We start from the raw sequence: 24,999 nt of genomic DNA on the forward strand, positions 1-24,999 counted from the left end.
CGCGGCACGGGACTTGCTCCACTTCTCCCAGCGGGAGAAAAACTTATGTGGATTCAACTCAGCGAAGTCAGCGGACAGCCCATTGCCCTCAACACAAACCATGTTGTGAGCGTGCAGGCCTATGGCGAGCGCACCAAGATCACCCATGTCGGAGGCCAGGCCATCGTTGCCGAAAGCGTCGACCTGGTGCTTGCAGCCCTGGGGCTTTTACCGCTCGGCACGGACGAGGCTCGCGACCCCGACCAGCCGCTTCATTCATAGGGGCGCGAGGAGCCAGTCGAGCGAGGCGGCCGTGGTGGCCGTCGGCCGGTATTCGGCGCCGACCCAGCCAGCATAGCCGGACGCGTCGATGGCGGCGAAGATCGTGCGATAGTTGATCTCGCCCGTCCCCGGCTCGTGCCGGCCCGGCGTGTCGGCGAACTGCACATGCGCGATACGCGGCAAGGCTGCGCGAAAACCTTCGATCAGGTCGCCCTCCATGATCTGGCGATGGTAGAGATCGAACTGCACGGCGAGATTGTTGCGACCTGCCTTATCGATCGCATCGATGGCGTCGCCCGTGCGCTGGATGAGATAACGCGGCACATCACGGCCGTTGCAAGGCTCGACCATGACCGTCACACCATAGAGGGCGAAGCGGTCGGCGGCGAGTTGGAGATTGCTGATCAGGGTCGACATTGCCTCTTCGCGTACCGCGCCTTCCGGCACCCGGCCGGACAGGACGTTGACTCGCTTCACGCCGAGTGCGGAAGCGTAATCGGCAGCCTTCTCAACCGCGCGCGCGAATTCCGCTTCGCGGCCCGGCACGCAGGCCAGGCCATCGCCACCGGCGGAGAGATCTCCAGAGGGCACGTTGATCAGCACAATGTCGACACCTGCTCGACGGGCAGCCCGCGCCACAGCGTCGGCGGGAAACGCATAGGGAAACTGGATGTCGACGCCTGCGAAGCCGAGATCTGCCGCCCCCTGGAAGCGGTCGAGGAAGGAAAATTCCTGCAGCATCATCGAGACGTTGATCGAAAAGCGCGGCAATCGTGGAACTCCTTCCTACTGGAACCCGCCGTCGACGCCGATGAACTGGCCGGTTATGGAACGGGCGGCGTCCGAGGCAAGAAAAAGGATTGTCGCGGCGATCTCCTCAGGTTCGATGAAGGCGCGCGTCGCCTGCCGGCCGAGATAGTGCGCTTCTGCGTCCTTGACGTTCATGCCATTCGCCCGCGCATATTCCGAGACGACGTTCTCGATCCGCTCGCCCCGCACGGAGGCCGGCAGGATCGCGTTGACGCGAATGCCCAGTTGCCCGACCTCGTGCGCCAGCGAGCCGGTAAAACCGAGCACCGCCCATTTGGTGGCCGCATAGACCGCTCGGTTCGGATAGGCGATCTTTGCCGCGACCGAGGCCATGTTGACGATGATGCCGCGCCTTTGCGCGATCATCGCGGGCAGGACGGCTCGCGCGGCGACGAAATGGCTGGTGATGTTGATATCGACGGCGCGCTTCCATTCGTCGATCGGCGTCTCCGCGACCGGCAGCGTCGGCCCTGCCACGCCGGCATTGTTGACGAGGAGATCGACGGTTGGAAAGCGCGCGAACAGCGTTTCGATCGCAGCGGAATCGCCCATGTCACACAGATGGAATGTCGCCCCGGTTCCCGCCGCGGTCGCCTCGCCGGCTTCCACGTCCACGTCCGTGATCGCAACATCGTACCCCGCCTTGACCAGTTCGCGCGCAACGACAGAGCCGATGCCCGAGGCGCCGGCGGTAACGACGGCGAATTTGCGTTTGTCGTTCATATCATCTCGCAAGCTGGGGAAGGATCAGGATGATCGCCGGAAACGCGATCATCAGGGCAAGGCGCAATATGTCGGCAGCGATGAAAGGCATGATGCCTCGATAGATCTTGCCGAGACTGATATTGCCGATCGTGCTCTTCAAAATGAAGAGGTTAAGGCCAACCGGCGGGGTGATCAGCGACAATTCCGTCACCATCACGACGATGATGCCGAACCAGATCGGATCGTAGCCAAGGGAGATGACGAGCGGGAAGAAGATCGGCACTGTCAGCAGCACCATCGAAAGCGATTCCAGGAAACAGCCGAGCACGATGTAGATCACCATCAGGAAGATGATCACGCCGAGCGGCGACAGGCCGTAGCCGACGACAAGCTGCTGAAGCGCGGAGGGCAGGCCCGCCAGATTGACGAAATTGGAAAAGAGCAGCGCACCGACGAGCAGTATGAAGAGGATCGCCGTCATCCGCGCAGTTGCAACGACACATTCGAGGAAGATGGCCGGCGTGAGGACGCGCCGCCACAAGCAGAACAGGAACGCGCCGAAAGCGCCGACGCCGGCCGCCTCGGTCGGTGTGAAGACGCCGAGGTAGATGCCGCCGATGATGAGAACGAATAGCAGCAGGATCGGCCCGACCGATGCCAGCCGAGCGAGCCGCTCGCGCATGGCGACGCGTTCCGTGCGCGGGCCTGCGTCAGGCTTGAGGCGCGTCACGACCGCGATCGCGGCGATATAGAACAGCACCGCAACGAAGCCCGGCAGGACGCCGGCTATGAACAGAAGCCCGATGTCGGTGCCCGTCATGATTCCGTACAGCACCAGGATGACGGAGGGCGGGATGAGGATGCCGAGCGTGCCACCGGCCGCAATGGAGCCTGACGCCAATTCGTCGGAATAGCCGTAGCGGCGCATCGACGGCATCGAGACGCGGCCCATCGTGGCGGCCGTCGCGAGCGACGAACCTGAAACGGCGGCAAAACCGGCACAGGCCACGATGGTCGCCATCGCAAGGCCGCCGCGCCTGTGCCCGAGAAAGCCGTGACAGGCATGGTAGAGATCGCGGGACATGCCGGCGCGGTCGACCAGCATTCCCATCAAGACGAACATGGGCACGACCGACAGTTCGTAGCGCATCGTGTCCGAGATCGGCACCTGGCCGAGCATACCGAGCGCCGGCGTCCAGCCGACGACCGCGACGATGCCTGCCGCGCCGACGAGGATCATCGCAAAGGCCAGCGGCATGCCGAGGAGCATCAGGCCGAGCAGGCTGGCAAAGCCGGTCAGCGACGTTTCCCACACACCCATGCCGTGGCCGCCGCTATTCGACAGAATTGCCGGCGGCGGGCAGCAATTGCCTTCCGCGCAGCGCGTTGATCAGGAAAGCGAGACCGGCCAGGATGACCAGCGCCGCCATCACTTGTGCTAGAAGACCGATTGGTACGCGCAGTTCCAGAGTTTGGTCACCCGTGCGCCACAGCCGCGCCCCATAGGCCCACATGCGCCACCCCATGGCGAAGCAGATCGCGGCGCAGACGAGTTCGAAGAACCGCGTGCCGAAATCCTGGACTTTTTGCGACATGCGCTCCACGAGAATCGAAATGGTGATGTTCTCTCGCGCGGCGGTCGCCAGTGGCAGGCCGGCGAAGATGGTGAGGCCCATCAGGATTTCAGTCACCTCGAAGGCGGCATAGAGCGGGCGACCGAAGAAATATCGGCCGACCACGTCGAAGGTGGTGATGAACATCATCGCCGCGACCATGAGGCCGGCCACGACCGAAAAGCCCCGGAAGACCCAGGCGACCGGGCCGCGCGTTGCCTGATCGCCTGCGTTGTCCTCGCTCACGGGATGTTGACCACCTTCTCGGCCTTATAGGCAGCGGCCTGGGCGCGGGCGTATTCGAGGATTTCCTCGGCTGGCAGACCCTTGGCATTGGCGGCCTCGATCCAGCGCTCCTCCAGCACGGCGAGGCGCGACTTCACCTCCTCGACGTCCGCTTCAGGAAGCTCGTTCCAGACCATGTCGTTGGCATCGAGGGCCGCACGTCCAAGCGTGTCGCCATTTGTCCAGGCCCAGCCGGCCATCGTCGCGATCGCCATGCCGGAATGCTTCTCTACGGCGGCCTTTTGCTCCTCGGACAGCCCATCCCAGGTTGCCTGGTTGAAGGCCAGCCAGAAAGTATCGGTATAGAGCCCTCCAGGGATCCGCGTCGAGCTTGCGACAGAGGGCGTGATCTTGAAGAACTCGATGGATTCGGTCGGGAAGGTGATGCCATCGGCAACCCCGCGCGACATGGCCTGCTGCGCCTCGGTCGGCGGAAGCTGCACTGGCGTGGCGCCCAACGTCTGCATGATCTCGCCTGTGACGTTGCCACCGACGCGAATCTTCTTGCCGGCGAGTTCGGCGAGCGACGTCACCTCCTGGCCTTCGCGAATGAAGATGTAGGGTTCCGAATGGACCCAGAGGCCGACGACCTTGGCGCCCTCGTGCTCGCCGTATTGCTCGCCGTAGCGCTCGTATGTTGCCCAGGCGGCGGCAGCGCCGGCCCATGGGTCGGGCGACATGAAGGGAAGGTCCATGACCTGCGTCATGGTGAAACGGCCCGGATTGTGGCCCGAGACGCCGAAACCGACATCGACGGAGCCATCGAGAACGAGGTCGAAATAGGCCGGCGGGCGGCCGAGCGCAGTTTCCATGATGTCGAATTGCAGCGAGCCGTTCGTCTCGACCTCGATCGCCGCCGCCCAAGGCTCCAGGATGCCCTTGACGATCAGATGGTGCATCGGCAGCCAGTTGCCGACACGGATCGTCTTCGTTTCCTCCCGCGCATAGCTCGCGCCGGCCGAACCCAGAACCGCGATCGCCGCGGCGAGTGTCATGCTCTTCCAATGCAGCATTGTCCGTTCCCCCTCAGGATTATGGTTGGATGCTATCATAGAGTTGAACAAGAGCGGTTGCGCAAGCATCCGATTGCCCGCGCGCCGCCATCTGCCGAAGCAATTCGCGTGCCGTTGACGCCATCGGCAAGGGCGCGCCGGCTTGCCGTGCGGCCTCGCCGGCATTGTCGAGGTCCTTGAGCATCGTATGGATCGCCCCGAGCGGCGGCTCGAATGAGCGCGCCGCCATACGTGGCGCGAAAAGCTGGAGTGGGATGGAATCGGCAAATCCACCTTTCAACGCCTCAGGAAGCTTCGCCGCATCGACACCCGCCCCCTCGGCGAGCCGGATCGCTTCTGCAATCGCCGCCAACTGGCACCCGACGATGACCTGATTGCAAAGCTTTGTCGTCTGCCCTGCCCCGCTTGGGCCCATATGGGTGAAGCGATGCGCCATCAGCGCGATGACCGGGCGCACGCGCTCGATCTCATCCGCTTCGCCACCGGCCATGATCGCCAAACTGCCTTCGCGAGCTCCGGGCACGCCGCCCGAAACGGGCGCATCGATCCAGCCCATACCGGTCGTCTCGCGCAGGCGCGCAGCGAACCGGCGGGTGGAATTCGGGTCCATGGACGAGAAATCGAGCAGGATCCCGCCTGATCTGGCCGCCCCCGCGATCCCGTCTTCGCCGAACACGACATGCTCGACCGCTTTCGTGTCGGTGAGGCACATCATGACGATGTCACATCGGCTCGCCAGATCTGCGGCGCTGCTCGCCTCCTGCGCTCCCGCCTGCACCACCGCGCGCAGCTTGTCGCGGCTGCGGTTCCAGACCACTACGTCGCGTCCAGCCTGCAAGAGGCGCAATGTCATCGGCTCGCCCATCAGGCCGATGCCGATATATCCAAGCTTCAAATCCGCCCCCTCCCCGGCCATGATCCTACTCCGGCACCCATTCGACGCCGCCCGAATGGGTTACCGCGCCCTCCTTGGCGGGGCCGACGACGGCAGCGTATTTCTCGAAGAGGCCGCCGAGACGGCGTGCATCCGGCGCGACCCACGCGGCGCGGCGCTTTTCCAGTTCTTCGTCGTCCACAAGCAGATCGATGGTCTTATTCGCACCGTCGATGCGGATCAGGTCACCATCCCTGACGAGCGCAATCGGGCCGCCGACGGCGGCTTCGGGGCCAGCATAGCCAATGCACATGCCGCGTGTCGCGCCGGAGAACCGGCCGTCCGTGATGAGCGCGACTTTCTCGCCCATGCCCTGGCCGTAGATGAGCGCGGTGACGCCCAACATCTCACGCATGCCCGGTCCGCCGCGCGGACCTTCGTTGCGGATGATGATGACCGAGCCTTCCTTGTAGGACCGGTCGCGCACCACCTTCATGCAGTCTTCCTCGTTTTCGAAGACATGGGCGGGGCCTTCGAAGACGAGCGATTTCAGCCCCGCGACCTTCAAGAGCGCGCCGTCCGGGCACAGATTTCCGCGCAGGACGACGACACCGCCCGTCGCCATGATCTCACGACCTTTTTCGCGCACGACCTCGCCGTCCGGCGCGCCGTAATTCTTCAGCGCCTCCTCCAGCGTCGTGCCCTCGATCGTCAGGCAGTCTCCGTGGAGATGCCCGCCATCGAGCAGCGCCTTCATGATGACCGGCACGCCGCCGATCTCGAACACGTCCTTCGCGACGAAGCGCCCGCCGGGCTTCAAATCGGCAATGAGCGGCGTGCGCGCGAAGACGTCCGCGACGTCGTCGAGCGTGAACTTGATGCCGGCTTCGTGCCCGATAGCGGGAATGTGCAGCCCGAGATTCGTCGAGCCGCCCGTTGCGGCGACGAGAGCGGCGGCGTTCTCGAGGCTCTTGCGGGTGACGAGGTCGCGCGGCAGCGGTCCGCCATTCATCAGGACCTGCATCGCGAGCCGTCCGACGCGGCGGGCGAGCGCGTCGCGCTGCGAATAGACCGCCGGCACCATGGACGAGCCGAGCGGGGCGAAACCCAGCACTTCAGAGACCATGCCCATCGTGTTGGCCGTGAACTGGCCGCCGCAGGCGCCCGCCGTCGGCAAGCAAACCTGTTCCATCTCATCCAGATCTTCTTGCGTCCACGTTCCCGCCATCACACCGCCGACTGCCTCGTAGGCGTCGAGCATGGTGACGTCTCGGCCCTTGAACCGGCCGGGCATGGCCGAGCCGCCATAAAGGAAGACGGATGGGATGTTGAGCCGCGTCAGGCCCATGATGACGCCAGGCGAGGTCTTGTCGCAGCCGCCGAAGCCGACGAGCGCATCATAGCAATGGGCGCGAACGACGGCCTCGATGGAGTCGGCGATGATCTCCCGGGAAATCAGCGAGAACTTCATGCCCTGATGGTTCATCGAGAACCCGTCGGACACGGAGATCGTGTTGAAGGCGATCGGTGTGCCTTCCGCCTCGCGCACGCCGGCCTTAGCCTGCTCCATCTGCCGCGCGATAGTGAGGTTGCAGGGCGTTACCTCCGACGACGGCCCGACAATGCCGACGAAGGGCTGCGCGATGTCCTTGTCGTCGTGGCCGAGCCCGCGCATGAACGCTCGGTGCGGCGTGCGGTCCAGCCCTTCCATGGTGATGCGCGAGCGCAGGCGCTTCGCCGGCTTCGGATTGGAAGAACTGTGGTCCATGAAACGCCCGGCCCCGGATATTTGATGCCTAAACTAGTTCGGCATCGAACCATCCCGTTGCGGGAGTGTCAAACACGTCAAACGTGTGGCCGCGCGCGTTTCCACACTTCATCAGGGGGAACGGCTTGCAGGGTCTCGCGTTGGCCGACCATGAGCGAAGACCACAAAGCCCAATCCATCAAGGATCACGAAAAACTGTCGACGGAACCGATGGAGCGATCGGCGCCGCCGAAACCGGTCAGCGTGGTCGAGCCGTCCGGCGCGCCTGCGCCGATGGTCTTCGACGCGCCACATAGCGGCCGGCACTACCCGGAAGATTTCGGCCATGTCGCCGGCATCGAACTCTTGATGGGAGGTGAGGACCGGTTTGTCGACGAGCTCTTCGCTGATGCGCCTGAACATGGCGCGACTTATGTCATCGCCAATTTCGCCCGTACCTACATCGACCCGAACCGGCGCCTTTCCGACATCGATATGGCGCTGCTCGATGGTGACTGGCATGAGACGCCCGAGCCGACGATCATGAGCGAGCGGGGCGTCGGCCTCGTCTTTCGGCTGATCGGAGACGGCACCGCGATCTATGATCGCCGCCTGAGCGCGGCGGACATCACCAACCGCATCGAGCGCTACTGGCGGCCTTATCACGAGTGCCTCGGCGCGATGATCGACCGGACGATCGAGCGCTTCGGCGTCTGCTACCACCTCGACTGTCACTCGATGATGCCGGTTGGCAACGAACTGGCACCGGACCCTGGTCGCGACCGGGCCGACTTCGTCCTCGGCGACCTCGACGGGACGAGTTGCGAACCCGGCTTCACCCGGCTCGTCGCCGCGACACTTGAAGGGCTGGGATACTCCGTCGCCATCAACGACCCGTACAAGGGCGCGCTGATCGTCGAGCGCTATGGCGCGCGCGACAAGGGCGTCCACAGCCTGCAGATCGAGATCAACCGCAAGCTATACATGGACCTCGAAACGCTGGAGCGCGGCGCCGGCTTTGCGCCGCTGCGCGCTGCCCTTGCACGACTCGCCGCGGCGGTCGCGGATTATTCCGCCGCTTCGGCCAGTTCGATCGGCACGTAGTTCAGGATCGGCGACAGCCACCGCTCGACCTCTTCAAGGCTCATGTTCTTGCGCTGGGCATAGTCCGCCGCCTGGTCGCGCTCGACCTTGGCGACGCCGAAATAATAGCTGTCGGGGTGGGCGATAAAGAGACCGGAGACCGACGAGCCGGGCCACATCGCATAGCTTTCCGTCAGCTTCACGCCGGCGGCGTTCTCCGCGTCGAGGAGGCGGAAAAGCGTTGCCTTCTCGGTGTGGTCCGGTTGGGCGGGATAGCCTGGTGCCGGGCGGATGCCGGCATAGGCCTCACCCACCAGCTCGTCACTGGTGAACTTCTCGTCCGGCGCATAGCCCCAGTAGTCCGTTCGAACCTTCTCGTGCATCCGTTCGGCGAAGGCTTCGGCGATCCGGTCCGCCAGCGCCTTGACCATGATGGACGAGTAGTCATCATTGGCGCGCTCGAAGCGTTCGGCGATGGCGACTTCCTCGATGCCGGCCGTCACCACGAAGCCGCCGACGTAGTCCGGCTGGCCGACAGGCGCGACGAAGTCGGACAGCGCGACATTGGGGCGGCCGTCGCGCTTGGAGAGCTGCTGGCGCAACGTGAAGAAGGTCGCCAGCTCTTGTTCGCGCGTCTCGTCGCTAAAGAGGCGAATGTCGTCGCCGACCTGATTGGCCGGCCAGAAACCGATGACGGCGCGCGGGCGAAACCAGTTCTCGTCGATAATCTGCTTCAGCATCGCCTGCGCATCGGCAAAGAGCTGGCGCGCGGCCTCGCCCTGCTTTTCATCGTCGAGGATCGCCGGGTACCGTCCCTTCAGTTCCCAGGTCTGGAAGAAGGGCGTCCAGTCGATGTAACGCGCCAGTTCGGCAACGTCCCAATCATCGAAGGTCTTTGTGCCGAGTAACGACGGCTTGACCGCCTCATAGGCCGGCCAGTCGATCTTCACCGCATTGGCGCGGGCGGCTGTGATCGGCAGGCGCTGTTTTTCCAGTTCGCGGCGTGCATGGGCATCGGCGACCTTGGCATATTCCTCCCGCGTCTCTTTGACGAAGCCTTGCTTCTGGCGCTCCGAAAGGAGCGTCGAGACCACGCCGACGGCACGGCTCGCATCGGTCACATAGACGGCCTGACCCTGATTGTAGCGTGGATGGATCTTCACCGCCGTATGGACCCGGCTCGTCGTCGCGCCGCCGATGAGGAGCGGAAGATCAAAGCCCTCGCGTTCCATCTCCGATGCGACATGCACCATCTCGTCCAGCGAGGGCGTGATGAGCCCGGAAAGGCCGATGATATCGACATTCTTTTCACGCGCGGTTTGCAGGATCTTCGTCGCCGGCACCATCACGCCGAGGTCGATCACTTCGTAATTGTTGCACGCAAGGACGACGCCGACGATATTCTTGCCGATGTCGTGGACGTCGCCCTTGACCGTCGCCATCAGGATCGTCCCCGCCGTCTTGCGGTCTCCGCCCCCATTGGCAAGCTTCTCGGCCTCCATATAGGGCAGCAGGACCGCGACAGCCTGCTTCATGACGCGAGCCGACTTCACGACCTGGGGGAGAAACATCTTGCCCGCGCCGAACAGGTCGCCGACGACGTTCATACCAGCCATCAGCGGGCCTTCGATGACATGTAGCGGTCGCTCTGCCGCCTGCCGCGCTTCCTCGGTATCGGCGTCGATATATTCGGTGATGCCGTTGACGAGCGCGTGTTCCAGGCGCTTTTCGACCGGCCATTCGCGCCATGCGAGGTCTTTCTCGCGCGCCTCGCGACCGCCCGCGCCCTTGTAGCGTTCGGCCAGGTCGAGCAGACGCTCGGTCGCGTCTTCGCGCCGGTTGAGGACGACATCCTCGCAGGCTTCGCGCAGTTCCGGGTCGATGGTCTCGTAGACGGCGAGCTGGCCGGCATTGACGATGCCCATGTCCATGCCGGCCTGGATGGCGTGGTAGAGGAAGACCGCGTGCATCGCCTCGCGCACCGGCTCGTTGCCGCGAAACGAGAAGGAGAGGTTGGAGACGCCGCCGGAAATGTGAATCCCCGGAAGGGTTTGGGTCAGCTCCCTCGCCGCTTGAATGAACGCGTTGCCGTAGTCGTTGTGCTCCTCGATGCCCGTCGCGACGGCAAAGATGTTCGGGTCGAAGATGATGTCCTCACCGACAAAGCCGGCCTTTTCGGTCAGGAGTTTGTAGGCGCGCGTACAGATTTCCACCTTGCGCTCGCGGCTATCGGCCTGGCCCATCTCATCGAAGGCCATGACGACAACGGCAGCGCCATAGGCGCGGCACAGCCGCGCTTGCTCGAGGAAGGCCGCCTCGCCTTCCTTCATCGAAATCGAGTTCACCACGGCTTTGCCCTGGACGCATTTGAGGCCCGCCTCGATGATCTCCCATTTGGAACTGTCGATCATCACCGGCACGCGGGCGATGTCGGGTTCGGCGGCGATGAGGTTCAGGAACTCGACCATCGCGGCCTTGGAGTCGATCAGGCCCTCGTCCATGTTGACGTCGATGATCTGCGCGCCGTTCTCGACCTGGTCGCGAGCGATGTCGAGCGCGGTCGCAAAATCGCCGTTGGTGATCAGCTTGCGGAACTTGGCCGAGCCGGTGACGTTCGTGCGCTCGCCGACATTCACGAACGGAATGTCGTCAGTGAGCGTGAACGGCTCGAGGCCCGACAGGCGCATCAGCGGCGCCTTTTGTGGGATTGCGCGGGGCGGATATTTCCCGACTTCGGCAGCGATGGCGGCGATGTGCTCGGGCGTCGAGCCACAGCAGCCGCCGACGATATTGACCAGCCCCTCCTTCGCAAACCGTCCGATCTGCGCCGCCATCTGTTCCGGCGTCTCGTCGTACTGGCCGAATTCGTTCGGCAGGCCGGCATTGGGATAGGCGCAGACGAGCGTATCGGCCGCTCCGGATATTTCAGCCAGATGCGCGCGCATCTGGTCGGCACCGAGCGCGCAGTTGAGGCCGATGGAGAACGGGTCGGCATGGCGCACCGAATGCCAGAAGGCGGTCGGCGTCTGGCCGGAAAGTGTCCGTCCGGAAAGATCGGTGATCGTGCCGGAAATCATGATCGGCAGGTCGACGCCTTTCTCAGCGAAGATTTCCCGGCACGCGAAGATCGCCGCCTTGGCGTTCAGCGTATCGAAAATCGTCTCGACCAGGATCAGATCGGACCCGCCGTCGATCAGGCCGCGCAGCTGCTCGCCATATGCGATGCGCAGGTCGTCGAAGGTGACCGCGCGATAGCCGGGATTGTTGACATCGGGAGAGATCGACGCCGTGCGGTTGGTCGGGCCCAGCGCGCCGGCGACGAAGCGGCGCTTGCCGTCCTTCTGCTCCGCCCGGATCGCCGCGCGCCTGGCCAGCCGTGCGCCATCGCGGTTCAAATCGTAGACCTCGCCTTCCATGCCGTAGTCGGCCTGCGCGATCGAGGTCGAGGAGAAGGTGTTCGTCTCCAGAATGTCCGCGCCGGCAATGGCGTAGCGATAGTGGATGTCCTCGATCGCTGCGGGCTGGGTCAGCGTCAGGAGATCGTTGTTGCCCTGCTGGTGACATTCGCACGCGCCAAAGCGGCTGCCGCGAAAGTGATCCTCGTCGAAACCGAGCCCCTGGATCTGCGTGCCCATCGCGCCGTCGAGAATGAGGATGCGTTCCGCCGCCGCCTTGCCGACGAGGCTCGCGACATCCTCCCGTTCGCGGATCGGTCCGAAAAGATCGTCCAGATTGGCGGCGGTCATTCTGCTCTCCTTCACACTGATCGAATTGCTCACATAAAGATATGTTTATGTCAACATTTTTAGCTGCGCCTTGAATTAATTGAACGTTTGTTTTATTAAGGTATCAGGAGGACACATGGCCCGAACCATCGGATCGGACGGAGAGCGCACGGAGGCCGCATTGCGCGATGCGGCATTGCGGCTCATCGCGCGCCATGGCTATGACGCCGTGTCGATGCGCCGGCTCGCCGACGAGGTCGGCGTTCAGGCAGCCGCCCTCTATCGCTACTTCCCCACCAAGGAAGACCTGCTCTTCACGCTGATGCGCGAGCACATGGAGGCTTTGGTCGCAAGTTGGGCCGAACTGTCCGCTGTCGAAGGCGATCCCGCCGCTCAACTCGCCTCCTTCGTGCGCAATCACATCGCCTTTCATCTGGCGCGGCGCAGCTCGACCCATGTCAACAATCTGGAGCTGCGGAGCCTTTCGCCGGAGCGCCTGCGCCGGATCGTCGCTCTTCGCGAGACCTATGAGAAGGAGTTGCGCGCGATCCTGCAACGGGGCGTCGACGCACGCGTTTTCGATGTCGAGGATGCCGCGCTCGTCGCCATGGCGATCATTCAGATGATCACCGGCGTCATCGTCTGGTTCCGGCCCGACGAGCGGTTGAGCATCGAGGACGTGACCGAACTTTACCTGACAATGACCCTGCGCCTTGCCGGCGCCAACAAGAGCTGACGAGGGAGACCCAGCATGTACGACCAGACGATGAAGTTCGGCCATGGCGAGGATATCGACGCGCTGCGCGAGACCGTTCGGCGCTTCGCGCAGGACCGCATCGCGCCAATCGCTTCCGAAATCGACTCGTCGAACGAATTCCCCAACCATCTGTGGCAGGAGATGGGCGCGCTTGGCCTGCTCGGCATTACCGCCGATCCCGATTTCGGCGGATCGGGAATGGGTTATCTCGCCCACGTCGTCGCATTGGAGGAGATCAGCCGCGCCTCGGCCTCGGTCGGCCTTTCCTATGGCGCCCATTCAAATCTGTGCGTCAACCAGATCAATCGCTGGGGCAATGCAGAGCAAAAGGCAAAGTACCTGCCCGCGCTTTGTTCCGGCGAGGCGGTCGGCGCGCTGGCCATGTCGGAATCGGGTTCCGGCTCGGACGTCGTCTCGATGCGGCTGCGCGCCGAAAAGCGCAACGACCGCTACGTCCTCAACGGCACCAAGATGTGGATCACCAACGGCCCGGACGCTCATACGATGGTCATCTACGCCAAGACCGATCCGGATCGGCATTCGCGCGGCATCACGGCCTTTATCGTAGAGCGCGATTTCAAGGGCTTTTCGGTGGCGCAAAAGCTCGACAAGCTTGGAATGCGCGGCTCCAACACCGGCGAGCTCGTCTTCGAGAATGTCGAGGTGCCGTTCGAGAACGTGCTTGGCGAGGATGGCCGCGGCGTCGAGGTTCTGATGTCCGGTCTCGACTACGAGCGAGCCGTGCTCGCAGGCGGTCCGCTCGGCCTGATGGCGGCCTGCATGGATGTCGCCGTTCCGTACGTTCACGAGCGCAAGCAGTTTGGCCAGCCGATCGGCGAATTCCAGCTCGTCCAGGCCAAGCTTGCCGACATGTACGCCAACATGAACGCCGCCCGCGCCTATGTCTACGCGGTGGCGCAGGCATGTGACCGGGGTGAAGTCACCCGCAAGGATGCTGCGGGCTGCGTGCTGTTTGCGGCCGAAAAGGCTACGCAGTCCGCGCTCGACGCGCTGCAGCTTCTCGGCGGCAATGGCTACATCAACGAATACCCGACCGGCCGCCTGCTGCGCGACGCCAAGCTCTACGAGATCGGTGCCGGCACCAGCGAAATCCGCCGCTGGCTGATCGGCCGCGAGATCGTCGCCGACAGCAACTGACGCGATCGCATCGACGCGATTGGCCGAAGCTGCGATAGTCCCGCCGCTTCGGCTGATTTGCTCCCGCGCCCCGATCGGCCTCTTCATCGAACGACAGAGACGCTCATGCCCGCCATCCAATCACAGATCTCGACCTCCTCCGACGCCTTCAAGGCCAATGAAGCGACGATGCGCGGGTTGGTCGACCAGATGCATGAAAAGGCCGCGGCGGTGGCGCTCGGAGGACCGAAGGAGGCGCGCGACCGCCATGTGTCCCGCGGCAAGCTCCTTCCGCGCGACCGGTTGGCCCAGCTTCTCGACACAGGCGCCCCCTTCCTCGAAATCGGCCAGTTCGCCGCGAACGACATGTATGGCGGCGAGATCGCCTCGGCCGGGCTGATCGCCGGCATCGGCCGCGTGGAAGGGCGCGAGGTCATGGTGGTCGTCAACGATGCCACCGTAAAGGGCGGCACTTACTATCCGCTGACGGTCAAGAAGCATCTGCGGGCGCAGGAGATCGCGCTCGAGAACCAACTGCCCTGCATCTATCTGGTCGATTCAGGCGGCGCGAACCTGCCCAACCAGGACGAGGTCTTCCCCGACCGCGATCATTTCGGCCGCATCTTCTACAATCAGGCCAACATGTCGGCGGCGGGCATTCCGCAGATCGCCTGCGTCATGGGCTCGTGCACGGCGGGCGGCGCCTACGTGCCCGCGATGTCGGATGAGACGGTCATGGTCAGGAAGCAGGCGACAATCTTTCTCGGCGGCCCGCCGCTGGTGAAGGCGGCGACCGGCGAGGTCGTCTCGGCCGAAGATCTCGGTGGCGCCGATCTCCACACGCGCGAATCCGGGGTTGCCGACCACTATGCCGTCGACGATGCGCATGCGCTGGCGATCGTTCGCAGGATCGTGAGAAACCTCAATCGCAAGAAGCACTTGGCACTCGACGTTCGCGATCCGATTCCACCCCTTCATGCGCCTGAAGAAATCTACGGCATCATCCCCCAGGACACGCGCCAGCCTTACGACGTGCGGGAGGTCATCGCGCGCGTGGTCGACGGTTCGGAGTTCGACGAATTCAAGGCAAACTACGGGACGACGCTGATCACCGGCTTCGCGCATCTCTACGGCATGCCGGTCGGCATCATCGCCAACAACGGCGTTCTCTTCTCCGAAAGCGCGGTCAAAGGCGCGCATTTCATCGAGCTTTGCTGCCAGCGAAAGATTCCGCTCGTCTTCCTGCAGAACATCACGGGGTTCATGGTCGGCCGCAAGTATGAGGCCGGCGGCATCGCCAAGGACGGCGCCAAGCTCGTCACCGCCGTCGCTACCGCCAAGGTGCCGAAGGTCACGATGATCATCGGCGGCTCGTTCGGCGCGGGCAATTACGGCATGTGCGGACGTGCCTACTCGCCTCGTTTCCTTTGGATGTGGCCGAATGCACGCATCTCCGTCATGGGCGGCGAGCAGGCCGCGACCGTCCTTGCCATCGTCAAGCGCGAAGGCATCGAGCGGCGCGGGGGCAAGTGGAGCACGGAGGAGGAAGCGGCGTTCAAGAAGCCGATCCTCAACAAGTTCGAGCATGAGGGGCATCCGCTCTATTCCTCGGCGCGGATGTGGGACGACGGCATCATCGACCCGGCTAAGACGCGCGAGGTTCTGGCGCTGTCGCTGTCGGCCGCGCTCAATGCGCCGATTCCGGAGACGAAGTTCGGCGTTTTCCGGATGTAATCGGTTCATTATGCGGGAACCGGACGCGCTTTCGCACGTTCAACTCACGCGTGCCCTCTTTTTGGAGGGCAGGCCGGCCGTCGCTTGAAGGCCGCAGGGGAGCCGACGCATCACGTGGGCTTGAATTTTCATTGCTCACCGGGGCCGGCAATGTACCGCATCATTCTATCCGCTATCATCCTCCTGATCGGCGTTGCACTCGCCGGCCAGGGCACCTGGCTCGCATCGCTCGGCGGCTCGTGGTTCTACGTCATCATGGGCGTCGGTCTGATCGTTTCCGCCGGGCTTCTCTGGGATCGCCGCCCGTCCGGGCTGGCCGTGTATGCCGTGACGCTTCTCGTCACGCTGGTCTGGGCAATCTGGGAATCGGGCTTCGACTGGTGGGCTCTTTCGGCCCGCGGAAGCCTCCTCGTTGCCCTCGGCATACTGCTCCTGCTGCCGCCGATGATCCGGGCAATGCACCAGCCTGGGCAGCCCAAGGCCGTCTACGGCCCGAACAGCGCGACGCTTGCCGGCGCGATTCTCGTCAGCGGCCTCGTCGCCGCCTTCGCCATCTGGCAGGAGCCGCGCGACGTTGCGACCGGTACGTTCCCTGCAAATCAGATGGCCGGGCTCGTGAGCTACGAGAGTGATGTCGACGAAGGCGAGTGGGTCGCATATGGCCGCACAGCCGCCGGCCAGCGCTATTCGCCACTTGCCGATATTACGACCGACAATGTCGCCAATCTCGAGGTCGCGTGGACTTACCAGACCGGCGAGGAGCGCAGTTCCGACGACCCTGTAGAGACCACCTATCAGGTCACGCCGCTCGTCATTCGCGACATGATGTATCTGTGCACGCCCTTTGGCACCGTGATTGCGCTCGATCCGGTCACCGGCCAGGAGCGCTGGCGTTTCGACCCCGAACTGCAGCAGCCGCCTACTCCCACGACCCAGCACATGACTTGCCGCGGCGTGTCGTATTTCGACGGCACGACGAACCCGCCTGCCGCGGCAGACGAGCCTCAGGAGGCCGCCGAAGCGCAGCCGGCGGCGCCTGCCGAGGGCGATGATGCCGCTGCCGCGGCGCCAGCGGACGAATCCGCCGCGCCTTCGCAGCCCGAGCCGGCCGCTGGCCCGCGCCAGGACCTGACCGACGAAGAACGTCTCGCAATGAGCGTCGAATCCGTCACGCGCCAGGCAGCAGGCGTTTACCAGAACGTCGTCACCGGGCAGGCCGAGCCAGGCGCGGAAAACCCCGTCGTGCCGCAAAGCGACACGGACGGCTACGTCAACCAGGACGAGGCTTGCCTGCGCCGTCTTTTTGCGCCGACATCCGATGGCCGCCTGATCTCGGTCAGCGCGGAGACGGGCCAGATCTGCCCGGGCTTCGGCGGCGAGGACGGCACCATCAACCTCTGGCACAACATGCCCAACATCACGCCGGGCTCGGTCTATACGACCTCCCCGCCGGTGGTCACCGCTTCGGTCGTCATCGTGGGCGGAGCCGTCAACGACAACGATTCCACCACCTCCCCCTCCGGCGTCATTCGCGGCTATGACGTCTGGACCGGCGAACTCTTGTGGAACTTCGACAGCAAGAACCCCGAGGCGACACAGCCGATCGGTGAGGGGGAGACCTACGAGAACAACTCGCCCAACATGTGGAGCGTCGCGAGCTATGATGCCGCGCTCGACCTCGTCTACCTGCCGATGGGCAATGAATCGCCCGATCAGTTCGGCGGCGAGCGTGGCGAGAACACCGAGCGGTTTTCCTCGTCCGTGACCGCGCTCAATGCGTCGACCGGCGAAGTCGCGTGGGTCTTCCAGACCGTTCATCACGACCTCTGGGACTACGATGTGCCGGCCCAACCTGCGCTCATCGACCTGACCATTGATGGGGCGACAATTCCTTCGCTGGTCGTGCCGACCAAGCAGGGAGACGTCTTCGTGCTCAATCGCGAGACGGGAGAGCCAGTCCATCCCGTGGAGGAAAGAGCGGTGCCGCAAGGCGCCGTCGAGGGTGACCGCACAGCGCCGACGCAACCGGCTTCATCGGTGAGCTTCCGACCCGAAGCATTGCGCGAACGCGACATGTGGGGCCTGACGCCGCTCGACCAGGCCGCCTGCCGCGCCGCCTTTCGGCGGATGCGCTACGAAGGTGCGTTCACGCCGCCGTCCGAACAGGGCAGCATTGTCTATCCGGGCAATTTCGGAACGTTCAACTGGGGCTCCGTCGCTGTCGATCCCGAACGCCAGATCATGTTCGGCATGCCGGTCTATCTCGCTTTCACCTCCAAGATGATCCCGCGCGAAGACCAGGAATCGCGTGTCGTCACCAGCGAAGGCGACCCGGTGTTCAACGAGAATTTCGGCGCGCCCTACGCGGTCGAGATGGGGCCGTTCATGTCGCCCATCGGCCTTCCCTGCCAGGAGCCGGCCTGGGGCTATGTCGCCGCTGTCGACCTGACGTCGGGTGAGACCGTCTATCAGCGGGTCAACGGCACCGTTCGAGATCTCTCGCCGATCCCGCTGCCGCTCAAGATGGGTGTGCCGGGCATCGGCGGGCCCATCGTCACCAAGGGCGGCGTCGCATTCCTGTCCGGCACGCTCGACTATTTCGTGCGCGCCTACGATCTGCAGACAGGCGAGGAAATCTGGCAGGACCGCCTGCCGGCAGGCGGACAGGCGACGCCATCGACCTACCGAGGCGCGGACGGCAACCAGTATCTGGTCGTCGTCGCCGGCGGCCATGGCTCGACTGGCACGCGCGCCGGCGACTATATCATCGCATACCGGCTGGGCACGGCCCCAGCCTCGCAATGAGGTGACGCATCCTCCCGAGGCGGGTATAAGGCGGCGGAGCTTCTGCTTCGCCGCCTTATCGTTTTCGGAGGACCCATGTTCAAGAAGATCCTGATCGCCAATCGCGGCGAAATAGCCTGTCGCGTCATCAAGACCGCCCGGCGGATGGGGATCGCGACCGTGGCTGTCTATTCGGACGCCGACCGCAATGCGATGCATGTCGCACTGGCCGATGAGGCCGTGCATATTGGGCCATCGCCGGTCGGGGAGAGCTATCTCGTGGGCGAACGGATCATCGAGGCCGCCCGGACGACCGGTGCTCAGGCGATCCATCCCGGCTACGGCTTTCTTTCCGAGAATCCGGACTTTGTTGATCAGGTGAACGCGGCCGGGCTCGTCTTCATCGGCCCGTCGCCCGCTTCCATCCGCGCGATGGGGCTGAAGGACGCCGCCAAGCGGCTGATGGAAAAGGCCGGCGTTCCGGTCGTGCCGGGCTATCATGGCGAGGCGCAGGAACTCGTGGTTCTCTCCTCAAAGGCCAAGGAGATCGGGTTTCCCGTCCTCATCAAGGCGCGGGCCGGCGGCGGCGGCAAGGGCATGCGCCTCGTCGAAGATCAGGACGCCTTCCCCGAGGCGCTCGCCGCCGCGCGACGCGAGGCCAAGGCCTCGTTCGGCGACGACCGGGTGCTGGTCGAGAAGTATGTCTCCAAGCCGCGCCATATCGAGGTGCAGGTCTTCGGCGACAATCACGGCAACGTCGTCCACCTCTTCGAGCGTGACTGCTCGGCGCAGCGCCGCCACCAGAAAGTCATCGAGGAAGCCCCTGCCCCCGGCATGGACCAGGCGATGCGTGCGGCGATGACGTCAGCCGCCGTCAAGGCCGCTCAGGCGATCCGCTATTCGGGCGCCGGCACGATCGAGTTCATCGTCGACGCGTCCGATGGTCTTCGTCCGGACCGGTTCTGGTTCATGGAGATGAACACGCGCCTTCAGGTGGAGCACCCGGTCACCGAACTGGTTACCGGCGTCGATCTCGTCGAATGGCAGCTTCGTGTCGCCGCGGGCGAGGCAATCCCGCTGCGCCAGGAGGAGATCGGCCTGACCGGTCATGCGGTCGAGGCTCGGCTTTACGCCGAGGATCCGTCGCGCGATTTCCTGCCGGCGATCGGCACCCTGCATCACCTGCAGTTTCCCGAAACGCTGCAATCCGGCGCCGCGTTGCGCATCGATACCGGCGTGCGCTCCGGCGACACGATAAGCCCGTTCTACGATCCAATGATCGCGAAGGTGATCGTCCATGCCGACGATAGGGCGGCCGCGCTCTCCGGGCTGGTCGAGGCACTCGATGGGACGCAGGTCGCTGGCTCGACGGTCAATGCGCGCTTCCTGTCCGCCCTTGCGTCGGATGCCGATTTCGCCGCGGGCAACGTCGATACCGGTCTCATCGCGCGCAAGCAGCCCGAGCTCACCCGGCCCGGCAAGGCGACGCCGCGCGCAGCGGCCATTGCCGCGCTCGCCGCAGCCGGAGCGCCGGGAAAGCGCGACGGCGACCCGTGGTCGGACCTCGTCGGCTACGGCCATTTCGGCGGGCTGGCGAAGTCCGTCGAGCTTGCTGCGGGCGCAGCGGGGCGCTCGGGCCGCGTCCAGCCTCGCGCCGACGGGCGATACGAGGTGGACATCGATGGCGAGACCTTCGTTCTCTCCGATGCCGACCGCGCCAGGGCAGCACTTTGGAAGGGCCACGTTACCGTTTTCGACGCATCCGGCAGCCATGATTTCGCGCTCGACGACCCGTTCGCGCGGGCCGAGGAGGCCTCGGGCGGCGGCGATGCGCTGCGCGCGCCTATGCCTGGCCTCGTCAAGATGGCGCGCGTCCAGCCGGGCGACACGGTCCAGAAGGGACAGGCGCTCCTGGTGTTGGAAGCCATGAAGATGGAGCATACGATCGCCGCGCCGCATGACGGCATCATTGCCGACATCGTCGCCGAAGGCGGACAGGTCACAGACGGTACCGTACTCGTACGCTTCGAGGAAGCCGCCGCTCCCGCCATGGCCGGCTGACGCAAAATCGTGATCGCCGGCTGTCTTTTGCAAAGGAACAGCCGGAATCGCCAGCCGTTGGGAGTGGCAAACCCCAATGGAGGATTTCATGCGTTCACTGCTGCTCACACTTTCCGCGGTCGCGCTTTCGAGTTCGGTCGCCTTCGCGCAGACGCCCCCTGCCCCGCCGCCGCCTGGCACCGACGCCCCCACGGCCGGCGAATCCGCGACGCCTCCGCCGCCGCCCAGCCCTGACGAGGGCGATGCAATGGTGGACGGTCCCGAAGGTGGTCCGGCGATGCATGACCGACGTGGCGGGCCTGATCGAATGGGGCGCCATGGTGGCCCGCGTCACCACATGCGCGGCGAGGGACAGCGCGGCGGTCCGGGCTGGCGTAGCATGCGCCGTGCGCAGGGCTCCGAGTTCAAGATCGAGATCGACGAGGATGGCGGCGTCAAGATCGAGGTGAAATGCGGACCGCGCGAGGAAGCCCGCGCCTGTGCCGACATGACCATGGAACTTCTCGACCGGGTCAATTCGGACTGATCATGTTGCAGCGAAAAAGGGCCGCCGCCATTTCGGCTGCGGCCCTTTTTTCTTGATCTTCGCTTGATGCGTCCCTGTGTGGCCCGGCGGGTCATCCCGCTCTGTTGCCGGTCGTTCGGTATTCGGATCAGTGCGTTGTCATCCACTCGCGCGCTTCGCGCAGGGCCTTTGCGATGTCGGTCTTGGACATGGCCGAGGAGAGTTCCTGACGCAGTTGCACGGCGCGGTCGCTGCCTTTGATGGCGGCGATGTTGAACCATTTGTGGGCGGCGATGACATCGACCTCGCAGTCGCGACCGGTCGCATACATCATGCCCAGTTCGAAGAGAATGTCGGCCTGTGCAGTGGAGCCGATGCCGGCTTCGATCATTTCGTAGCGTGCCATTTCAAGTCCCCTGTTACATCCCGAGAGCCGGATTTTTCCGTGCGTCCCTTGTTGCTGTGTGATGGGGAGAGAATGCCGCGCAGGCTTGAATCTGCGGTAAAATGGCGTGCTTAACGATGTTCAAACAAAGCTCAAACTTTCAGTAAACGGCCCAATTCGTTAAGCATGCAAAGCCCACAACTGCGCGGCTGTTTAGAGAACTTCAAGACAATTGCCACATTTGCCGTTTACCGCCCGCTAACCCTGATTGCCGACTTTCTCACCTCCCTCCCCCGAGAATGTCTTTCCCGACCGCACAACGGGACTTTCGATTTTGCTTCAGGCATCACTTCCCAACTGTCCGAAACTCGATTACGTTTACGTTTGCGTAAGTTTTCGACATGCTTTGCGTCTTGGGAGGAAGTTGGTGAAGGTTCAATTCTGGGCAGCTTTGGCTGCGTGCGCTCTCGTTTCGGCACCGGCCTTCGCGGCAGAGCCGATCGTTGGCATGTGGAAGCGGGGCAACGGCACGCTGATCGAATTCGCGCCTTGCTCTGGCGGGTTCTGCGGCACCGTCCGGTCGGGGCAGTATAACGGCCAGCCGATCGGCACGATGGCCGGCTCGGGCACCAACTACAAGGGCACCGTCAACGTGCTCGACGAGGGCAAGACCTATAATGGAAAGGCCTCCGTCAACGGCAACATGATGAAGATGAGCGGCTGCGTCATGGGCGGCCTCATCTGCCGCGGCGAAGACCTGACCCGCCAGTAAAGGTTCTCAAGTCCAACAAGCCGCTGCAGCCAAACGCTGCAGCGGCTCTTGTTTGGGTCTATCGCGTCTCGTGTTCTGCAAGAAGCGCGTCGATGTCTCACGTCGACCGTCCGTACTGACCGGCGGTGCCCCCCTGCTCTCATTTACTGGCCGCGAAGATCATCGAGGCGGATGTTCGCGCCGTAGTTTCCGAATGGATGGTCGTCGAATACCCATTGTTCGTCGCCGATGCTGCCGGTCGTGAGGGGCGACATTGCGAAGGTGCGCTCGGCCGTCGCCGTCGAGGGTGCTTCCTGCGTCGTGAATGCAGGCGTCATCGACTGGTAGCCGCCCTCGCTGACGAGCGCCCCGGTCTCGTCCCAGACCAGTATCGGAGGTGGTTCCTGCGCCCAACCGGTGGAGGTCATCAGCCCGGCGGCAACCGCAAGCGTGCTCAGCATGACATGTGTCGTTTTCATCGCATGGATCCCATCTGTTTTTTCGGATTTGACCCGCACCGGCAGCCTCACCGGTTTGACGGGCTTTTCTGACAATCCGGAAATCGCGTGCGTCTGATCGTCGAGGAACTTTGTAGAGGGGCCGCGCTTGAACGAGCGTTTGACGCTGCGTTGGAATCGCCGTTGAAACGGCATTGGCTGACCAGACAATCGGCGCAGGCTCGCATTGCCGACTTTCAATCTAGATGAATCCCCGATGAACGGGCCTCTCAGGCATAGTTCAGCGCCCAACCGCCATGATCCGGACAACATTCGAAGAGGCAACGCTCGAACGAGGGATCGAAGATGTTGGCGCGCAGGTTTTCCATCGTCTGCCTGATGATGATGTTCATGGGAATTGGGCTTTCCGTTCTGGTCGCGGAAGCCAGCCGTCCGGCCCGCGTGCTCGATCTCAAATCGCCGACCAGTTGCCTTTTTTTCGACGCGGCGCCCGCCTGCGGCAACGCGTTGGCGAGATAGACAAGGAGAATGCACATGCAACGCGACCCTATTTCGATCCGCAACGGCCTCACGATGGCATCGCGCATTGTCGCCGTCATCGCGGTTCTGGCCATGCCGATCGGCTTCGCCACCCAGGGCTCGGCCTCCGGTCCCGTCTTTCTCGAGGACAGTTCCAGTCAGGGTGGCGGCATCGGCTTCGTGCTCTTGATGAGCCTTCAACGCACGGGCTGAGACGAAAAGTCGTTGCATCGAGGCGACCGACCGTCTCGCAACCGCCATCGCGACCCTCTATAATGGGTCATGGAAAAGAGAATCTATCCCGCCGCCATCGAGCACGTATCGAGCCCGCCGCCCTTCTCGCCGAAAAGCTTCACGGATGCCCGCGAGGCGATCGAGGCGCTGAAGGCGCTCTATGAGCGCAATACGCAGTTCCTGCGCGACAGCTTCGCCAGCCTCGCCGAGGGCGAGATCGAGCACAAGCGGTTCCGGGCATACTATCCCGAGGTCGGCGTCACCACGTCGTCCTTCTCCCTCGTCGACAGCCGCCTCGCCTATGGTCACATGCCCCAGCCCGGCCATTACACGACGACCATCACGCGACCGGACCTCTTCGACAGCTATCTTCTGGACCAGCTCACGCTCCTGATGCGCAATCACGGCGTTCCGATCACGGTTTCCGAATCCGAAACGCCGATCCCGCTGCACTTCGCATTCCTCGAAGGCACCTATGTGGAGGCTTCGGTCGCGGACCGGATCCAGCGGCCGTTGCGCGACCTTTTCGACGTGCCGGACCTCAACGCCACCGACGACCACATCGCCAACGGCACCTACGAGCCGCTGGCCGGTGAACCGATGCCGCTCGCGCCCTTCACCGCCCAGCGCATCGACTATTCGCTGCATCGGATGACGCATTACACTGCGACGAGCCCGCAATTTTTCCAGAACTACGTGCTCTTCACCAACTACCAGTTCTATATCGACGAATTCTGCGTCCATGCCCGCAATCTGATGGCCGATGGCGGCGGCGGCTATACGAGCTTCGTCGAGCCGGGAAACGTCGTCACCAAAGCCGGCGAGACTATGCCGCACAACGGCGCGAGCCCGGCGCGGATGCCGCAGATGCCAGCCTATCACCTGACCCGCGAGGGGCATGGCGGCATCACAATGGTCAATATCGGCGTCGGCCCATCCAACGCCAAGACGATCACCGACCACATCGCTGTGCTGCGCCCGCATGCCTGGCTGATGCTCGGCCATTGCGCCGGCCTTCGCAACACGCAGGCGCTTGGCGACTACGTGCTCGCCCACGCCTATGTGCGCGAGGATCACGTGCTTGATGACGACCTGCCGGTCTGGGTGCCGATCCCGGCGCTGGCTGAAATCCAGGTGGCACTACAGGAAGCCGTCGCCGAGGTGACCGGCCTTTCCGGATACGAACTGAAGCGCATCATGCGCACAGGCACAGTCGCCACCATCGACAACCGCAACTGGGAACTGCGCGAGCAGCGGGGCCCGGTGCAGCGCCTGTCGCAAAGCCGCGCCATCGCGCTCGACATGGAATCGGCGACGATCGCTGCCAACGGCTTCCGCTTCCGGGTGCCCTACGGAACGCTGCTTTGCGTTTCCGACAAGCCGCTGCACGGCGAACTGAAACTGCCCGGCATGGCGACGGACTTCTACAAGCGTCAGGTCGCCCAGCATCTGACGATCGGTATCCGCGCACTCGAAAAGCTCGCCGAAATGGCGCCCGAAAAGCTTCATTCGCGCAAGCTGCGCAGCTTTTCCGAGACGGCATTCCAGTAGAAAGGAA

Annotated in this window: 22 protein-coding genes; 11 read left to right on the forward strand and 11 right to left on the reverse strand. The window is 63.8% G+C overall.

Features of this window, described 5'->3' with window-relative positions:
• Positions 1–45: 45 nt before the first annotated feature.
• The gene (locus GTK01_RS16435) at positions 46–261 is read left to right on the forward strand and encodes a hypothetical protein (RefSeq protein WP_252928004.1); all 216 of its coding nucleotides are present in this window, start codon (positions 46–48) and stop codon (positions 259–261) included.
• Here the strand turns inward: GTK01_RS16435 and GTK01_RS16440 are convergent.
• The 7 genes from GTK01_RS16440 to ilvD are packed head-to-tail and all read right to left on the reverse strand — an operon-like array spanning position 256 to position 7,329.
• Positions 256–1,032, reverse strand: a complete 777-nt coding sequence (locus tag GTK01_RS16440) for a hydroxypyruvate isomerase family protein (RefSeq protein WP_252928007.1) — start codon at positions 1,030–1,032, stop codon at positions 256–258. The two genes, GTK01_RS16435 and GTK01_RS16440, sit on opposite strands and share 6 nt — an antisense overlap.
• 15 nt (positions 1,033–1,047) lie before the next feature.
• Positions 1,048–1,794: an SDR family NAD(P)-dependent oxidoreductase gene (locus GTK01_RS16445; protein WP_252928008.1), complete on the reverse strand. Its 747-nt coding sequence runs from the start codon at positions 1,792–1,794 to the stop codon at positions 1,048–1,050.
• A 1-nt stretch (position 1,795) separates the two neighbouring features.
• Positions 1,796–3,097: a TRAP transporter large permease gene (locus GTK01_RS16450; protein ID WP_252928011.1), complete on the reverse strand. Its 1,302-nt coding sequence runs from the start codon at positions 3,095–3,097 to the stop codon at positions 1,796–1,798.
• A 13-nt stretch (positions 3,098–3,110) separates the two neighbouring features.
• Complete coding sequence (locus tag GTK01_RS16455; RefSeq protein WP_252928013.1) at positions 3,111–3,635, reverse strand: TRAP transporter small permease subunit; 525 nt, start codon at positions 3,633–3,635, stop codon at positions 3,111–3,113.
• Positions 3,632–4,687 carry a TRAP transporter substrate-binding protein gene (locus tag GTK01_RS16460; protein WP_252928014.1) on the reverse strand — a complete coding sequence of 352 codons (1,056 nt, stop codon included), beginning with the start codon at positions 4,685–4,687 and terminating at the stop codon, positions 3,632–3,634. The genes GTK01_RS16455 and GTK01_RS16460 overlap by 4 nt, the downstream gene beginning before the upstream one ends.
• Positions 4,688–4,706: 19 nt before the next feature.
• On the reverse strand, positions 4,707–5,603 hold the full coding sequence (locus tag GTK01_RS16465; protein ID WP_252928016.1) for an NAD(P)-dependent oxidoreductase: 897 nt from the start codon (positions 5,601–5,603) through the stop codon (positions 4,707–4,709).
• Positions 5,604–5,607: 4 nt separating this feature from the next.
• Entirely contained in the window at positions 5,608–7,329 is a 1,722-nt protein-coding gene (gene ilvD, locus GTK01_RS16470) for a dihydroxy-acid dehydratase (RefSeq protein ID WP_256483915.1), read from the reverse strand.
• 150 nt (positions 7,330–7,479) lie between these two features.
• Between ilvD and GTK01_RS16475 the strand changes: the two genes are divergently transcribed.
• Positions 7,480–8,412 carry an N-formylglutamate amidohydrolase gene (locus GTK01_RS16475; RefSeq protein ID WP_252928018.1) on the forward strand — a complete coding sequence of 311 codons (933 nt, stop codon included), beginning with the start codon at positions 7,480–7,482 and terminating at the stop codon, positions 8,410–8,412.
• On the opposite strand, the gene metH is transcribed toward GTK01_RS16475, so the two are convergent.
• Complete coding sequence (gene metH, locus GTK01_RS16480) at positions 8,376–12,137, reverse strand: methionine synthase (RefSeq protein WP_252928020.1); 3,762 nt, start codon at positions 12,135–12,137, stop codon at positions 8,376–8,378. The two genes, GTK01_RS16475 and metH, sit on opposite strands and share 37 nt — an antisense overlap.
• A gap of 115 nt (positions 12,138–12,252) precedes the next feature.
• Here metH and GTK01_RS16485 point away from each other — a divergent pair, with 115 nt between their 5' ends.
• From GTK01_RS16485 to GTK01_RS16510, 6 genes are all read left to right on the forward strand, one after another.
• On the forward strand, positions 12,253–12,852 hold the full coding sequence (locus tag GTK01_RS16485) for a TetR/AcrR family transcriptional regulator (protein WP_252928022.1): 600 nt from the start codon (positions 12,253–12,255) through the stop codon (positions 12,850–12,852).
• Positions 12,853–12,867: 15 nt separating this feature from the next.
• Positions 12,868–14,031, forward strand: a complete 1,164-nt coding sequence (locus tag GTK01_RS16490) for an isovaleryl-CoA dehydrogenase (RefSeq protein ID WP_252928024.1) — start codon at positions 12,868–12,870, stop codon at positions 14,029–14,031.
• Positions 14,032–14,136: 105 nt separating this feature from the next.
• On the forward strand, positions 14,137–15,744 hold the full coding sequence (locus GTK01_RS16495; RefSeq protein WP_252928026.1) for a carboxyl transferase domain-containing protein: 1,608 nt from the start codon (positions 14,137–14,139) through the stop codon (positions 15,742–15,744).
• Between the two features lie 150 nt (positions 15,745–15,894).
• Positions 15,895–18,549 carry a membrane-bound PQQ-dependent dehydrogenase, glucose/quinate/shikimate family gene (locus GTK01_RS16500; RefSeq protein WP_252928028.1) on the forward strand — a complete coding sequence of 885 codons (2,655 nt, stop codon included), beginning with the start codon at positions 15,895–15,897 and terminating at the stop codon, positions 18,547–18,549.
• A gap of 75 nt (positions 18,550–18,624) precedes the next feature.
• The gene (locus GTK01_RS16505; protein ID WP_252928030.1) at positions 18,625–20,589 is read left to right on the forward strand and encodes an acetyl/propionyl/methylcrotonyl-CoA carboxylase subunit alpha; all 1,965 of its coding nucleotides are present in this window, start codon (positions 18,625–18,627) and stop codon (positions 20,587–20,589) included.
• Between the two features lie 88 nt (positions 20,590–20,677).
• On the forward strand, positions 20,678–21,115 hold the full coding sequence (locus GTK01_RS16510; RefSeq protein ID WP_252928032.1) for a hypothetical protein: 438 nt from the start codon (positions 20,678–20,680) through the stop codon (positions 21,113–21,115).
• A gap of 127 nt (positions 21,116–21,242) precedes the next feature.
• Here GTK01_RS16510 and GTK01_RS16515 read toward each other — a convergent pair whose 3' ends face one another.
• The gene (locus GTK01_RS16515) at positions 21,243–21,500 is read right to left on the reverse strand and encodes a sel1 repeat family protein (protein WP_252928034.1); all 258 of its coding nucleotides are present in this window, start codon (positions 21,498–21,500) and stop codon (positions 21,243–21,245) included.
• A gap of 487 nt (positions 21,501–21,987) precedes the next feature.
• Between GTK01_RS16515 and GTK01_RS16520 the strand changes: the two genes are divergently transcribed.
• Positions 21,988–22,251: a DUF2147 domain-containing protein gene (locus tag GTK01_RS16520; RefSeq protein ID WP_252928132.1), complete on the forward strand. Its 264-nt coding sequence runs from the start codon at positions 21,988–21,990 to the stop codon at positions 22,249–22,251.
• Between the two features lie 143 nt (positions 22,252–22,394).
• Here the strand turns inward: GTK01_RS16520 and GTK01_RS16525 are convergent, their stop codons facing one another.
• Both GTK01_RS16525 and GTK01_RS20995 read right to left on the reverse strand, forming a co-directional pair.
• A complete protein-coding gene (locus tag GTK01_RS16525) occupies positions 22,395–22,928 on the reverse strand; it encodes a hypothetical protein (protein ID WP_252928036.1) in 534 nt (177 codons plus the stop codon).
• A 29-nt stretch (positions 22,929–22,957) separates the two neighbouring features.
• Positions 22,958–23,080: a hypothetical protein gene (locus GTK01_RS20995; RefSeq protein ID WP_256483919.1), complete on the reverse strand. Its 123-nt coding sequence runs from the start codon at positions 23,078–23,080 to the stop codon at positions 22,958–22,960.
• A gap of 142 nt (positions 23,081–23,222) precedes the next feature.
• On the opposite strand from GTK01_RS20995, the gene GTK01_RS16530 reads away from it, so the two are divergent.
• On the forward strand, positions 23,223–23,420 hold the full coding sequence (locus GTK01_RS16530; RefSeq protein WP_252928038.1) for a hypothetical protein: 198 nt from the start codon (positions 23,223–23,225) through the stop codon (positions 23,418–23,420).
• 69 nt (positions 23,421–23,489) lie between these two features.
• The gene (locus tag GTK01_RS16535; RefSeq protein WP_252928047.1) at positions 23,490–24,992 is read left to right on the forward strand and encodes an AMP nucleosidase; all 1,503 of its coding nucleotides are present in this window, start codon (positions 23,490–23,492) and stop codon (positions 24,990–24,992) included.
• The last annotated feature ends 7 nt before the right edge of the window (positions 24,993–24,999 follow it).

It is taken from the genome of Aliihoeflea sp. 40Bstr573, from assembly GCF_024105655.1.
Taxonomy (GTDB): Bacteria; Pseudomonadota; Alphaproteobacteria; order Rhizobiales; family Rhizobiaceae; genus Aliihoeflea.

What these genes read in the sequence shown, in the direction of transcription:
- GTK01_RS16435 (WP_252928004.1), top strand. Translation starts at nt 46, where the DNA reads ATGTGGATTCAACTCAGCGAAGTCAGCGGACAGCCCATTGCCCTCAAC.
- GTK01_RS16445 (WP_252928008.1), bottom strand. Translation starts at nt 1,794, where the DNA reads ATGAACGACAAACGCAAATTCGCCGTCGTTACCGCCGGCGCCTCGGGC.
- GTK01_RS16450 (WP_252928011.1), bottom strand. Translation starts at nt 3,097, where the DNA reads ATGGGTGTGTGGGAAACGTCGCTGACCGGCTTTGCCAGCCTGCTCGGC.
- GTK01_RS16460 (WP_252928014.1), bottom strand. Translation starts at nt 4,687, where the DNA reads ATGCTGCATTGGAAGAGCATGACACTCGCCGCGGCGATCGCGGTTCTG.
- GTK01_RS16465 (WP_252928016.1), bottom strand. Translation starts at nt 5,603, where the DNA reads ATGGCCGGGGAGGGGGCGGATTTGAAGCTTGGATATATCGGCATCGGC.
- ilvD (WP_256483915.1), bottom strand. Translation starts at nt 7,329, where the DNA reads ATGGACCACAGTTCTTCCAATCCGAAGCCGGCGAAGCGCCTGCGCTCG.
- GTK01_RS16475 (WP_252928018.1), top strand. Translation starts at nt 7,480, where the DNA reads ATGAGCGAAGACCACAAAGCCCAATCCATCAAGGATCACGAAAAACTG.
- metH (WP_252928020.1), bottom strand. Translation starts at nt 12,137, where the DNA reads ATGACCGCCGCCAATCTGGACGATCTTTTCGGACCGATCCGCGAACGG.
- GTK01_RS16485 (WP_252928022.1), top strand. Translation starts at nt 12,253, where the DNA reads ATGGCCCGAACCATCGGATCGGACGGAGAGCGCACGGAGGCCGCATTG.
- GTK01_RS16490 (WP_252928024.1), top strand. Translation starts at nt 12,868, where the DNA reads ATGTACGACCAGACGATGAAGTTCGGCCATGGCGAGGATATCGACGCG.
- GTK01_RS16495 (WP_252928026.1), top strand. Translation starts at nt 14,137, where the DNA reads ATGCCCGCCATCCAATCACAGATCTCGACCTCCTCCGACGCCTTCAAG.
- GTK01_RS16500 (WP_252928028.1), top strand. Translation starts at nt 15,895, where the DNA reads ATGTACCGCATCATTCTATCCGCTATCATCCTCCTGATCGGCGTTGCA.
- GTK01_RS16505 (WP_252928030.1), top strand. Translation starts at nt 18,625, where the DNA reads ATGTTCAAGAAGATCCTGATCGCCAATCGCGGCGAAATAGCCTGTCGC.
- GTK01_RS16510 (WP_252928032.1), top strand. Translation starts at nt 20,678, where the DNA reads ATGCGTTCACTGCTGCTCACACTTTCCGCGGTCGCGCTTTCGAGTTCG.
- GTK01_RS16515 (WP_252928034.1), bottom strand. Translation starts at nt 21,500, where the DNA reads ATGGCACGCTACGAAATGATCGAAGCCGGCATCGGCTCCACTGCACAG.
- GTK01_RS16520 (WP_252928132.1), top strand. Translation starts at nt 21,988, where the DNA reads ATGTGGAAGCGGGGCAACGGCACGCTGATCGAATTCGCGCCTTGCTCT.
- GTK01_RS20995 (WP_256483919.1), bottom strand. Translation starts at nt 23,080, where the DNA reads ATGAACATCATCATCAGGCAGACGATGGAAAACCTGCGCGCCAACATC.
- GTK01_RS16530 (WP_252928038.1), top strand. Translation starts at nt 23,223, where the DNA reads ATGCAACGCGACCCTATTTCGATCCGCAACGGCCTCACGATGGCATCG.
- GTK01_RS16535 (WP_252928047.1), top strand. Translation starts at nt 23,490, where the DNA reads ATGGAAAAGAGAATCTATCCCGCCGCCATCGAGCACGTATCGAGCCCG.